The organism is Rhizobium sp. AP16, from assembly GCF_000281735.1.
In the GTDB taxonomy this organism is placed as follows: Bacteria; Pseudomonadota; Alphaproteobacteria; order Rhizobiales; family Rhizobiaceae; genus Rhizobium; species Rhizobium rhizogenes.
Window position 1 is genome coordinate 34,201 of the sequence record NZ_AJVM01000027.1, and the last position, 12,830, is coordinate 47,030.

At 59.2% G+C, this 12,830-nt stretch carries 10 protein-coding genes; 8 read left to right on the forward strand and 2 right to left on the reverse strand.

Going from position 1 to position 12,830, the window contains the following annotated elements:
• Positions 1 to 14: 14 nt before the first annotated feature.
• Positions 15 to 1,304, reverse strand: a complete 1,290-nt coding sequence (gene gltA, locus PMI03_RS12070) for a citrate synthase (RefSeq protein WP_007693439.1) — start codon at positions 1,302 to 1,304, stop codon at positions 15 to 17.
• A gap of 283 nt (positions 1,305 to 1,587) precedes the next feature.
• Here gltA and PMI03_RS12075 point away from each other — a divergent pair, with 283 nt between their 5' ends.
• The gene (locus PMI03_RS12075; protein ID WP_007693441.1) at positions 1,588 to 4,047 is read left to right on the forward strand and encodes a ComEC/Rec2 family competence protein; all 2,460 of its coding nucleotides are present in this window, start codon (positions 1,588 to 1,590) and stop codon (positions 4,045 to 4,047) included.
• On the opposite strand, the gene lexA is transcribed toward PMI03_RS12075, so the two are convergent.
• Positions 4,028 to 4,750, reverse strand: coding sequence for a transcriptional repressor LexA (gene lexA, locus PMI03_RS12080; protein WP_007693442.1), 723 nt, complete (start codon positions 4,748 to 4,750; stop codon positions 4,028 to 4,030). The genes PMI03_RS12075 and lexA overlap by 20 nt on opposite strands.
• A 404-nt stretch (positions 4,751 to 5,154) precedes the next feature.
• On the opposite strand from lexA, the gene PMI03_RS12085 reads away from it, so the two are divergent.
• The 7 genes from PMI03_RS12085 (at position 5,155) to PMI03_RS12115 (ending at position 12,806) form a co-directional block, all read left to right on the forward strand.
• On the forward strand, positions 5,155 to 6,042 hold the full coding sequence (locus PMI03_RS12085) for a VOC family protein (protein WP_007693445.1): 888 nt from the start codon (positions 5,155 to 5,157) through the stop codon (positions 6,040 to 6,042).
• Positions 6,039 to 6,878: a 3-deoxy-8-phosphooctulonate synthase gene (kdsA, locus tag PMI03_RS12090; protein ID WP_007693448.1), complete on the forward strand. Its 840-nt coding sequence runs from the start codon at positions 6,039 to 6,041 to the stop codon at positions 6,876 to 6,878. The genes PMI03_RS12085 and kdsA overlap by 4 nt, the downstream gene beginning before the upstream one ends.
• Before the next feature lie 150 nt (positions 6,879 to 7,028).
• A complete protein-coding gene (eno, locus tag PMI03_RS12095) occupies positions 7,029 to 8,303 on the forward strand; it encodes a phosphopyruvate hydratase (RefSeq protein WP_007693449.1) in 1,275 nt (424 codons plus the stop codon).
• A 242-nt stretch (positions 8,304 to 8,545) separates the two neighbouring features.
• Positions 8,546 to 8,857, forward strand: coding sequence for a septum formation initiator family protein (locus tag PMI03_RS12100; protein WP_007693450.1), 312 nt, complete (start codon positions 8,546 to 8,548; stop codon positions 8,855 to 8,857).
• 157 nt (positions 8,858 to 9,014) lie between these two features.
• Positions 9,015 to 10,058 carry a pyruvate dehydrogenase (acetyl-transferring) E1 component subunit alpha gene (gene pdhA / locus PMI03_RS12105; RefSeq protein ID WP_007693451.1) on the forward strand — a complete coding sequence of 348 codons (1,044 nt, stop codon included), beginning with the start codon at positions 9,015 to 9,017 and terminating at the stop codon, positions 10,056 to 10,058.
• A gap of 18 nt (positions 10,059 to 10,076) precedes the next feature.
• Complete coding sequence (locus PMI03_RS12110) at positions 10,077 to 11,453, forward strand: pyruvate dehydrogenase complex E1 component subunit beta (protein ID WP_007693452.1); 1,377 nt, start codon at positions 10,077 to 10,079, stop codon at positions 11,451 to 11,453.
• A gap of 15 nt (positions 11,454 to 11,468) precedes the next feature.
• A complete protein-coding gene (locus PMI03_RS12115) occupies positions 11,469 to 12,806 on the forward strand; it encodes a pyruvate dehydrogenase complex dihydrolipoamide acetyltransferase (protein WP_007693454.1) in 1,338 nt (445 codons plus the stop codon).
• Positions 12,807 to 12,830: the final 24 nt, after the last annotated feature.

Sequence of the window (12,830 nt, forward strand, 5' to 3'; positions counted from 1 at the left end):
TTCTGTCTTTTGGCTTAACGCTTGGAAACCGGAACGTATTCGCGCGGCGGTTCGCCGGTGTAGAGCTGGCGCGGACGGCCGATGCGCTGCTGTGGGTCCTCGATCATCTCGTTCCACTGGGCGATCCAGCCGACGGTACGAGCAAGCGCGAAGAGCACGGTGAACATGGTCGTGGGGAAGCCCAGGGCCTTCAGCGTGATGCCGGAATAGAAGTCGACATTCGGATAGAGCTTCTTCTCGATGAAGTATTCATCGGTCAGCGCGATGCGCTCCAGTTCGATCGCGATGTCGAGCAACGGATCGTCCTTGATGCCGAGTTCGCCGAGAACCTCGTGCGCCGTCTTCTGCATGATCTTGGCGCGCGGATCGTAGTTCTTGTAAACGCGGTGGCCGAAGCCCATCAGGCGGAACGGATCGTTCTTGTCCTTAGCGCGGGCGATAAATTCCGGAATGCGGTCGACCGAGCCGATTTCCGTCAGCATGTTCAATGCAGCCTCATTGGCGCCGCCATGGGCGGGGCCCCAGAGGCAGGCAATGCCAGCGGCGATACAGGCGAACGGATTGGCGCCGGAGGAGCCGGCGAGGCGGACCGTCGAGGTCGAGGCATTCTGCTCGTGATCGGCATGCAGGATGAAGATGCGGTCCATGGCGCGAGCGAGCACCGGATTGACCACATATTCCTCGCAAGGAACGGCAAAGCACATGCGCAGGAAATTCGACGCATAATCGAGATCGTTCTTCGGATAAACGAAGGGCTGGCCGATATGGTACTTGTAGGCCATGGCGGCAAGCGTCGGCATCTTGGCGATCATGCGCAGGCTAGCGACCATGCGCTGGTGCGGATCGGTGATGTCGGTCGAGTCGTGATAGAAGGCCGACAGAGCGCCGACGCAGCCGCACATGACGGCCATCGGATGCGCGTCTCGGCGGAAGCCGGTGAAGAAACGGCTCATCTGCTCATGCACCATCGTGTGCATGGTCACGCGATGATCGAAATCCTTCTTCTGGGCAGCGGTCGGAAGTTCACCGTAGAGAAGCAGGTAGCAGACTTCGAGGAAATCGCCGTGTTCGGCCAGCTGGTCGATCGGATAACCGCGATGCAGCAGAACGCCTTCGTCGCCATCAATATAGGTGATGCTGGACTCGCACGACGCGGTCGAGGTGAAGCCAGGATCGTAGGTGAAAGTGGAGGTGTTCTTATAAAGGGCACCAATATCAATGACACTTGGGCCGATGGTTCCCGATTTTACCGGCAGATCCACCGTCTTTTCGCCCCAAGTTAGTTTCGCGCTTTGTTCCGTCATGCTGATCCTCCAAGATTTGGCGGGGGGTTGACGCCATAAAAAGCGCCAAAAGGTTAAGCGACTAGGGATTAGCTATATGATCCAGAGCCTAATGCCAAGTTATCCTTACAGCTATTTGTGCATTGCGGTATCAACTTTTGGGCACTGCGGTAGATGAAATTGCCTCGCTCGCGTGCCGGCTAAGGTGATTTATCCGCCACACGCGTGATTTCGGTTGAATTCACCAGCTGGTGACGGCAAATATCTCGTTATAGCTGTAGTTTTGCGTAGGGCGCGGGGGCGCATGCCTAATTTAGAGGCACCGGATCGGCAGTCGAACGGCCTGAATCCCGCTGTTGTGGCTGATCGCAACAGCGGCTTTGCGACGACTCCTGCTCTTGTCGGAGTAGCGCCGCCGGTACGAACACAGGATCAAGCCACCCCTGCAGTACGTCTTCTGCTCGCGGCTGGCCGCATCAGAATCGGCCTTTCCCGTTTGATCGAAGAAGAGGCGGATTATGGCCGCGGGATCCTGCTTGTGCCGGTCTATATCGGTATCGGAGCAATTTTCTGGTTTACCGCTGGCGCCGATCCGCCGCCGCAAGCTGTCTTTGCCGCTCTCATCATTTTCGCGGTCGGTTTCTTTCTCAAGCGTGACACCGGGCCGAGGCTCCGGCACCTTCTTCTGGCCGGCATGCTGGTGTGTTTCGGGATGGCTTTGGCACAATTAGAGGCTTGGCGCGCATCGACGGTGATGCTCGATACAGCGGTGACGACCACGATAACCGGGCGCGTTGAACGACGTGAGTCCAGCGACAAGGAGCGATGGCGTTATGTCGTCGCCCTCGACGCAACGGAAAACCCGACCATTCGCAGGCCGCCGGAGCGAGTGACCGTCTTCGTGCGCAAGCAGCAGCAACCCTTTGAACTTGGAGATCTCATCCAGACCAGGGCGCGGCTGACGCCGCCGGCAGGACCTGCCTTGCCAGGCTTGAACGACTTTGCCTTCAGCGCCTATTTCAACGGCATCGGCGCGAATGGCTTCGCCTATGGGACGCCGACATTGTTGCTATCGGCTGCTGATATCGTTGAGGGGTCGGTTCTCGACAAGGCGGATATCTGGCTTGCCGGTTTGCGCAACAGCATCGGCGACCGGATCAGAAGGACGCTGCCCGGCGATACCGGCGCCTTTGCCGCGGCCCTTGTCACCGATGAGAGACGGGCAATTTCCGAGGCAACGACCGAAGCACTGCGGACTGCGGGCCTTACGCACATCATCGCCATTTCAGGCCTGAATATGGCGTTGTCGGCCGGCATCTTCTATGTCGGCCTGCGTTATGTTCTCAGCCTGTTTTTCGGCGTTGCGCAGGCTTGGCCGACAAAGAAGATTGCAGCCTTTGGCGCGCTGGTGACGGTGACCGCCTATTACCTCATTTCCGGTTTCGGCGTTTCGGCCGAACGCGCTTTCATCATGATGGCAATCATGCTGATTGCCGTGCTGTTCGACCGGCCATCCATCAGCCTTCGAAACGTCGCGCTGTCGGCGATCATCATTCTCGTTCTGTCGCCGTCGCAAGTGCTCGGACCAAGTTTCCAGATGTCCTATGCGGCGACCCTAGCATTGGTGTCCGGTTATACGCTCTGGACGCGGCGTCGACATCGGGAAACCGTTTTCTCCCGCTTCCGGATATTGCGGCCGTTGTTCTTCATCTCGCGCTTTTTCGGCGGCATAGCGTCGACGTCGTTTCTAGGCGGCGCATCGACGGCTATTTTCTCGATCGAGCATTTTCACCGGTTGGCGACATATGGGCTCGCCGCCAATCTCGCGGCCATGCCGATCGTCTCCTTCATCGTCATGCCATTCGGCATGGCGGCGATGCTGCTGATGCCATTCGGCCTGGATGCTCCATTCTGGCAGGTCACCGGCAAGGGACTGGAGCTCGTCATCGGTATCGCCACGACGGTCGCCGCCTGGGGCGGCGATATTCCTTTTGGACGACAGCCGGCCTGGATGTTCCCGGCTGTTATTGCCGGCTTCCTGTTGATGACATTGCTGCGAACACGGCTGCGACATGCTGGTGCGCTCGTAATCATCGGTTCCGTCGCAGCCGTCGCGCTCGGCCCGGATGTCAGAAAGCCTGACCTGATGATTTCCGAGGATGGGACGTTGGTCGCGCTGCTACGAGACGGCGCCTTGGCGACCAATCGCGAAAAGCCGCCCAGTTTCATCTTCGATCAATGGAAAGGAGCATTGTCGATGACGGACCAAAAACCGCCGATGATACTCGCATCCGACAGCCAGCTACCCAAAATCAGTAAGTCGGATACCCGTCGCCGTTTGAGCTCTGAGGAACGGAATGCCGTCCGTAAGTCAATGGAGGCGGCATTGGACAATGCGGGGCAGGGCGGCTTTGTCTGTCAGAAGCAGGCATGGTGCGTCGCGATGCTGGACAATGGCGACATACTCGTCACCATCGAGAATGCCGCCTATCTTGGCCCGGCCTGTGACACAGGCAATATTGTGGTCATCCCCGTTCGGCTGCGGCTCGATCGTTGCCGCTCGGGGGCAATGCTTTTCACAGGAGCTAATCTCCGGCGGTCCGGATCCATCGAAATGGATCTCGGCACCGACAGGCCGATCGCCACGACCGCTTTTGATACCCTGGCGCGGCCATGGAATTTGCATCGCGCCTATGATTGGCGAACGGGCGCATTCGGTGCACCGATTGTGCCCCTGTCACCTGTCAGTGATAGCGGCGGATGAGGCCGACGAGCTTGCCCTGCACCTTGACGCGATCCGGCCCAAAAATGCGGGTCTCATAGGCGGGGTTAGCCGCTTCGAGTGCGATCGAGGCGCCCTTGCGGCGGAAGCGCTTCAATGTTGCTTCCTCATCGTCGACCAGGGCGACGACAATATCGCCGGGATTGGCGGTGGTGCTGTTGCGGATGATGACAGTGTCGCCATCGAAGATACCGGCATCGATCATCGAGTCGCCCTTGACCTCGAGCGCGTAATGCTCGCCGGAGCCAAGCATGTCGGCGGGGACGGTGATATCGTGGGTGTTGTTCTGAATGGCCGAGATCGGAACACCGGCAGCAATGCGGCCCATGACCGGCACGGAAACGGCGCTGTTGTTCTCGTCGTTCGCCGGCTTGGCGGGGGCGGGGGGCTGTACGGGCTGGGGCTTGCCCAGGCTGCCCTCGATGACGCTTGGCGAGAAGCCGCGGCGCGGCTGCAGGCTCGGACTATAGGCTTCCGGCAGCTTGATGACCTCAAGCGCTCGAGCCCGATTCGGCAGACGGCGGATGAAACCGCGCTCTTCCAAAGCGGTGATCAAGCGATGAATGCCCGACTTGGACGCAAGGTCCAGCGCATCCTTCATTTCATCGAAAGAAGGTGGAACGCCGGACTCCTTCATCCGTTCGTGAATGAAGAGAAGCAGTTCCTGCTGCTTGCGTGTCAACATCGTATTTGAACCCCAGAATCGTGAAGGTGTCGTGAAACAAATCCAGAACGGACACTATATGTTCCATATGTGTTCCGCAAGTCCCTAATTTTCGATGAATGTTTTGCCGGCGCATTAAATAAAGGAGAACATAACAAGTCCCGAGTGAGCGAAACCGCGGAGTATTTCAGCGCTGATCAATGAAACATATGCGGAAATCGACCAAGAGCGATTCTGCGGGAATAGGAGCCGGCTATCTTTGCATGATCACTGAAACCCGGAGCAATTCCGGCTTCCGCGCAGTTGCAAAGCATTCGACAACGCGCCCTCCCATTTGCGATCTGGCTGGTTTTAAACACTGCGTTTTCATCTTGAATTGAGCGTCGGAAGAGCGCAAACCTGCGGCATGCACCAAGGGGGAAACCATGGTTTCATCGCCGCATCCGCTGGATCATCTCGTTCTGCCGACGGTCAATATTGCCATGGCGCGGGAGCGGCTGGGCAAGCTCGGTTTTACCGTCGCTGCCGATGCCCGCCATCCCTTCGGCACCGAGAATGCCTGCGTGTTCTTTTCCGACAAGACCTATCTGGAGCCCCTGGGCGTCGCGTCGCAGGAGCAATACGAAAGGAGCATCGAGGAAGGCAATGTTTTCGTCGCTCGCGACCAGGCCTATCGTTTTCGTATCGGCGAGGAAGGGTTTTCGGCCATCGTTCTCGGCACGAAGGATGCCGCCGCCGATGACAAGCGATTCCTGGCCAACGCCATGTCGGCCGGGCGCATGCTGAATTTCGAACGGCCGATGCGTATGCCGGATGGCTCTGAAACGATCGCCGGCTTCCGTCTCGCTTTCGCGGCCGATCTGCGCTCGCCGGATTTCTATGCTTTCTGCGCCCAGCGCATCAACCCTTTGCCGGCTGATCGCAGCGCCCTGGAGCGGCATGCCAATGGTGTGACCGGCATTGCGCGGGTCGCCCTGTCGACGCCGAAGCCGGCCGTGTTCCGGGGCTTCTTTGAACGGATTGCCGACGGATCAAAGATATCGGAGCATTCCTTTGGGCTGACGATCGAGACGGCGAACGCCAGGATCGAGGTCTTGACCCCGCAAGGCATGGAAGCCTTTTACGATTTTCCGGTACCAACGGTCGATCCCGGCCTTCGGGCGCGCGCAATCCTTTTCAAGACACGCGATCTTTCCGTGACATCGTCGCATTTGGCTGCTAACGGCGTCACATACACGCGTAAGAACAATCGTATTCTGGCAAAGCCCGCCCCTGGACAGGGCGCGTTGTTCGCCTTCGAGGAGATAGCATGAGCACCAATTCCGAAGTGATCGTCGGCGAGGGCGCATCCAAGGTTCTGTTTTCCAACACCGCCAAGCTGTCGCTGATTGCCGGCCCTTGCCAGATGGAAAGCCGCGATCATGCCTTCATGGTTGCCGGCGTTCTGAAGGAGCTCTGCGGTAAGCTCGGCATCGGCCTTGTCTACAAGTCTTCCTATGACAAGGCGAACCGTACGTCGCTCTCCGGCAAGCGCGGCATCGGCCTGGAAAAGGCCATGGAAGTCTTTGCCGATCTGAAGAAGGAATATGGCTTTCCGGTCCTGTCCGACATTCACACCGAGGAGCAGTGCGCTGTCGTTGCCAAGACGGTAGACATCCTGCAGATCCCGGCCTTCCTGTCGCGCCAGACCGACCTTCTCGTTGCCGCTGCCAAGACCGGCCGCGTCGTCAACGTCAAGAAGGGTCAGTTCCTGGCGCCCTGGGACATGAAGAACGTGCTGGCCAAGCTGAACGACAGCGGCAATCCGAATATCATGCTCTGCGAGCGTGGCGCCTCCTTCGGCTACAACACGCTGGTCTCCGACATGCGTTCGCTGCCGATCATGGCGGCCATGGGCGCGCCGGTGATTTTCGATGCGACTCATTCCGTGCAGCAGCCGGGCGGGCAGGGCGGTTCGACCGGCGGCGACCGCCGATTCGTCGAGACGCTGGCACGCGCCGCCGTCGCCGTCGGCGTTGCCGGCGTTTTCGTCGAGACGCATGAAGATCCGGACAACGCACCGTCCGATGGTCCAAACATGGTCTATCTGAAGGACATGCCGCAGCTTCTGGAAAAGCTGCTGGCCTTCGACGCCATCGCCAAGGCTTGAGACTTTAAGCGGCATTCAACAGGCTGACATGAACTTGCTATACGCGGCCTGTTGGAGCGCCAGATCGAGGTGCGGAGCGGCATTGTAATTTCCGCGACTTCGATTAAGACGATTTCAATCGATTTATAACCCAGCGAGCAGGAAGCTATCATGACCGCAATCACCGACATTATCGCCCGCGAGATTCTCGACAGCCGTGGCAATCCGACTGTTGAAGTCGATGTCTACCTCGAAGATGGCAGCTTGGGCCGCGCAGCGGTTCCGTCGGGTGCCTCGACCGGCGCGCATGAAGCCGTCGAGCTTCGTGACGGCGGCAAGCGCTATCACGGCAAGGGTGTCGAAAAGGCCGTCGAAGCCGTCAATACCGAGATTTTCGACGCGATCGGCGGCATGGACGCTGAAAACCAGATCCAGATCGACGACATCATGATCGAGCTTGACGGCACGCCGAACAAGTCGCGCATCGGCGCCAACGCCATTCTCGGTGTATCGCTTGCCGTTGCCAAGGCTGCCGCCCAGAGCGCAAACCTGCCGCTCTACCGCTATGTCGGCGGCGCTCACGCCCGTCTGCTGCCGGTTCCGATGATGAACATCATCAACGGCGGCGCCCATGCCGACAATCCGATCGATTTCCAGGAATTCATGATCCTGCCGATCGGCGCAGACACCTTCCGCGACGCCGTGCGTATTGGCTCGGAAATCTTCCACGTCCTCAAGAAGGAACTGGCGTCTCAGGGCCACAACACCAATGTCGGTGACGAAGGCGGCTTTGCACCTGGTCTCTCCAGCGCTCCTGCTGCCCTCGACTTCATCATGAAGTCGATCGAAAAGGCCGGCTACAAGCCAGGCGAAGAGGTTGCTCTTGGCCTCGATTGCGCTTCGACCGAGTTCTTCAAGGACGGAAAATACGTGCTGGAAGGCGAAGGCCGCACGCTGGAACCCGGCGCCATGGCTGAATATCTTGCCGAACTCGCTGCCAAGTACCCGATCGTTTCGATCGAAGACGGCATGGCTGAAGACGATTGGGAAGGCTGGAAGGCGCTCACCGATCTGATCGGCAAGAAGACGCAGCTCGTCGGCGACGATCTGTTCGTCACCAATTCGGCTCGTCTGCGCGACGGCATCCGTATGGGTGTTGCCAACTCGATCCTCGTCAAGGTCAACCAGATCGGCACGCTGACGGAAACGCTCGACGCTGTCGAAACCGCGCACAAGGCCAACTACACGGCCGTCATGTCGCACCGTTCCGGCGAAACCGAAGACTCGACCATCGCCGATCTCGCAGTTGCCACCAACTGCGGTCAGATCAAGACCGGCTCGTTGTCGCGCTCCGATCGTCTTGCCAAGTACAACCAGCTGATCCGCATCGAAGAAGGCCTTGGCCCGCAGGCAAAATATGCCGGCAGCTCCATTCTTCGTGGCTAATTAGGCTTGAGCTCGGACAATGATCCGGGCCACCTTGAAAGCCCATGATGTCTTGAACCGCGCCTTCGGGCGCGGTTTTTTGTTGTGGGAACGTTAGAGTCAACGGATGGTTAATCTCTACCGGCTAGAGTCGTCATAGATGTTTGATTTGGCATGATCTTATCCGGAAACCGCTTCGCATTTTCGCTGCGCGGATCAAAGGTTCGGGATCATACTCCGTAGGGCGTTTCGAGCAGGCGAGTATGTGGACAAGATATCATAAGAAGAGAAGATTCGGTCGTTTCGTCCTTCCCGCCATCACGATCGCCTTTGTCAGCTATTTCGGCTATCACTGTATTCATGGCGATTACGGTCTGAAGGCCACCGAGGTTTTCGAGCAGCGTCGGATCGATCGCGGCAAGGAGCTTGCCGATCTCGTTGCCAAGCGCGAGCACCTCGAAAAGGCCGTGGCGCTGCTGAGCGATGGCTCGCTGGACAAGGATATGCTTGATCAGTATGCGCGCTATCAGCTGACTTATTCTCGGGCTGACGAGATCGTCATTTTCAACAAATAGCCGCAATTAACCGAATTCAGGTTAATTAAGTTTTTCGAAGTTATAACAATGACTTACGATGAATATGAGCCATGCAATTATAGCATTGCTGTGGCGGACAATCTTCCCTATGTTACGCCACACTATAAAACGAGGCTACTCACACAGGGAGGGTTGAATGGCGCCACGCAAATCCGCGTCCGTTTCCAGCCGGAAGACAGCATCGAGGCCTGCCAAAGAAACCAATGGCGGCGCAATCGCAGAGTTTGACCGCGATGCGGAACTGAGTGCCTATCGTGAGATGCTGCTGATCCGCCGCTTCGAAGAGAAGGCTGGCCAGCTCTACGGTATGGGCTTCATCGGCGGTTTCTGTCACCTTTATATCGGCCAGGAAGCTGTCGTTGTCGGCATGCAAATGGCCCTGAAGGATGGCGACCAGGTCATCACCGGCTATCGTGACCACGGTCACATGCTGGCAGCCGGCATGAGCGCCCGTGGCGTCATGGCCGAGCTCACCGGACGCAAGGGCGGCTATTCCCGAGGGAAGGGCGGCTCCATGCACATGTTCTCCAAGGAAAAGAATTTTTACGGCGGCCACGGCATCGTCGGCGCGCAGGTCTCGCTCGGCACCGGTCTCGGCTTTGCCAACTGGTATCGCGGCAATGACAGCGTCAGCGTCGCCTATTTCGGCGACGGCGCTGCCAACCAGGGCCAGGTCTACGAAAGCTTCAACATGGCGCAGCTCTGGAAGCTGCCGGTGATCTACGTGATCGAGAACAACCGCTACGCCATGGGTACGTCGACGGCGCGCGCCACCGCGCAGCCCGACTTCTCCAAGCGCGGCGCCTCCTTCGGTATCCCCGGCATCCAGGTTGATGCCATGGACGTTCGCGCCGTCAAGGCAGCCGCAGACGAAGCGGTCGAATATTGCCGTTCCGGCAAGGGTCCGATCATCCTGGAAATGCTGACCTACCGTTACCGCGGCCATTCCATGTCGGATCCGGCCAAGTATCGCTCCAAGGACGAAGTGCAGAAGATGCGCTCCGAGCATGATCCGATTGAGCAGGTTCGTGTCCGTCTTCTGGACAAGGGTTGGGCGTCGGAAGACGACCTGAAGGTGATCGACAAGGACGTCCGCGACATCGTCGCCGACAGTGCCGATTTCGCCCAGGCCGATCCGGAGCCGGATGCATCCGAGCTCTACACCGACATTCTGCTCTAAATCGGGGAGGGAAGAACCATGCCCATCGATATTCTCATGCCCGCCCTTTCTCCGACGATGGAAGAGGGCACTCTTTCCAAATGGCTGAAGCAGGAAGGTGACAAGGTCACATCCGGCGACGTCATTGCGGAAATCGAAACCGACAAGGCCACCATGGAAGTGGAAGCCGTTGACGAAGGCATCATCGGCAAGCTGCTGGTCGAAGCCGGCACCGAAGGCGTCAAGGTCAACGCCAAGATCGCCATCCTGCTGCAGGACGGTGAATCCGCGTCCGACATCTCCAGCGCCAAGGCTGCTCCGGCTGTCGAACCGGTCAAGACCGAAGCACCGGCAGCAGCTGCTGCTCCGGCGCCCGTTCCGGCACAGCCGAAGGCCGCTGCTCCTGCTGATCCGGAAATCCCGGTCGGCACGGAAATGGTGTCGATGACGGTGCGCGAAGCACTGCGTGACGCCATGGCCGAAGAAATGCGCGACAACCCAGACGTCTTCGTCATGGGTGAAGAAGTCGCCGAATACCAGGGTGCCTACAAGATCACCCAGGGCCTGCTGCAGGAGTTCGGTCCTCGCCGCGTCATCGATACCCCGATCACCGAACACGGCTTTGCCGGTGTCGGCGTCGGCGCTGCCATGGCCGGTCTTCGTCCGATTATCGAGTTCATGACCTTCAACTTCGCCATGCAGGCGATCGACCAGATCATCAACTCTGCTGCCAAGACGCTCTACATGTCCGGCGGCCAGATGGGCGCTCCGATCGTGTTCCGCGGCCCGAATGGTGCTGCAGCCCGCGTCGGCGCTCAGCACAGCCAGGATTATTCTGCATGGTATAGCCAGATTCCCGGTCTCAAGGTCGTGATGCCCTATTCGGCAGCCGACGCCAAGGGCCTGCTGAAGGCGGCGATCCGCGATCCGAACCCGGTTGTCTTCCTTGAAAACGAAATTCTCTACGGCCAGCACTTCGACGTGCCGAAGCTCGACAATTTCGTTCTGCCGATCGGCAAGGCTCGTATTCATCGGACAGGCAAGGACGTGACGATCGTCTCCTTCGGTATCGGCATGTCCTATTCCATCAAGGCGGTTGCCGAGTTGGAAGCCCTGGGCATCGATGTCGAGTTGATCGATCTGCGCACCATCCGTCCGATGGACCTGCCGACGGTTATCGAATCCGTAAAGAAGACCGGCCGCCTGGTGGTCGTCGAGGAAGGCTATCCGCAGTCCTCCGTCGGCACGGAAGTCGCGACCCGCGTCATGCAGCAGGCCTTCGATTATCTCGATGCGCCGATCCTGACGATTGCCGGCAAGGATGTTCCCATGCCCTACGCCGCTAACCTCGAGAAGCTGGCGCTTCCGAATGTCGGCGAAGTGGTCGATGCGGTGAAAGCCGTTTGCTACAAATAAGGGGAGGGCTTTTCGATGCCTATCAACATCACCATGCCTGCCCTCTCGCCAACCATGGAAGAGGGCAACCTCGCCAAGTGGCTGGTCAAGGAAGGCGACAAGATCAAGTCCGGTGACGTCATCGCCGAGATCGAGACCGACAAGGCGACGATGGAAGTCGAAGCCGTGGATGAAGGTACAGTTGCCAAGATCCTCGTTCCCGCCGGGACCGAGGGCGTCAAGGTCAACGCGCTGATCGCGGTTCTGGCCGGCGAAGGCGAGGATGTTGCAGCGGCTGCTTCCGGCGCTGGTGCGGCTCCGGCCGCAGCGCCAAAGGCGGAAGCTGCTCCTGTTGCTGCCGCTCCTGCGGCAACGCCTGCTCCGGTGGCCTCGGCCGCTCCTGCCGTGGCATCCGCTCCGGTAGCGACGGATGGTCAGCGCACCTTCGCATCACCGCTTGCCCGTCGTCTTGCCAAGGACGCCGGCATTGATCTGACCGCGCTTGTCGGCTCCGGCCCGCACGGCCGGGTGATCAAGAAGGACATCGAAGCCGCTGCTGCCGGTGGTGGTGTTGCCAAGGCCGCTCCGGCTGCCCAGCCTGCAGCTGCCCCGGCACCCGCTTTGGCAAAGGGCCAGTCGGACGATACCGTTCTCAAGCTGTTCGAGCCCGGTTCCTATGAACTCGTGCCGCATGACGGCATGCGCAAGACCATTGCCAAGCGCCTGCAGGAATCCAAGCAGACCATCCCGCATTTCTACGTCACCGTCGATTGCGAGCTGGATGCATTGCTGGCGCTGCGCACGCAGCTCAATGATGCTGCTCCGAAGTCAAAGGACGGCGTTCCTGCCTACAAGCTCTCTGTCAACGACATGGTCATCAAGGCCCTGGCGCTGGCTCTGCGCGACGTGCCGGACGCGAATGTTTCTTGGACCGACAGCAACATGGTCAAGCACAAGCATGCCGATGTCGGCGTTGCCGTTTCCATCCCGGGCGGCCTGATCACGCCGATCATTCGCAGTGCCGAGCTGAAGACCCTGTCTGCCATCTCCAACGAGATGAAGGACTACGGCAAGCGCGCCAAGGAGCGCAAGCTGAAGCCCGAGGAATATCAGGGCGGCACCACTGCGGTGTCCAACATGGGCATGATGGGCGTCAAGAACTTCGCCGCCGTCGTCAATCCGCCGCATGCGACCATCCTCGCTGTCGGCGCGGGCGAGCAGCGGGTGATTGTCCGGAAGGGCGAAATGGTTGTTGCCACCGTGATGAGCGTCACGCTGTCGACCGACCATCGCGCCGTTGACGGCGCACTCGGCGCCGAACTCCTGGGCGCCTTCAAGGGCTACATCGAAAACCCGATGGGGATGCTCGTCTGAGCCTTGACGTCAAACGGAGGCATG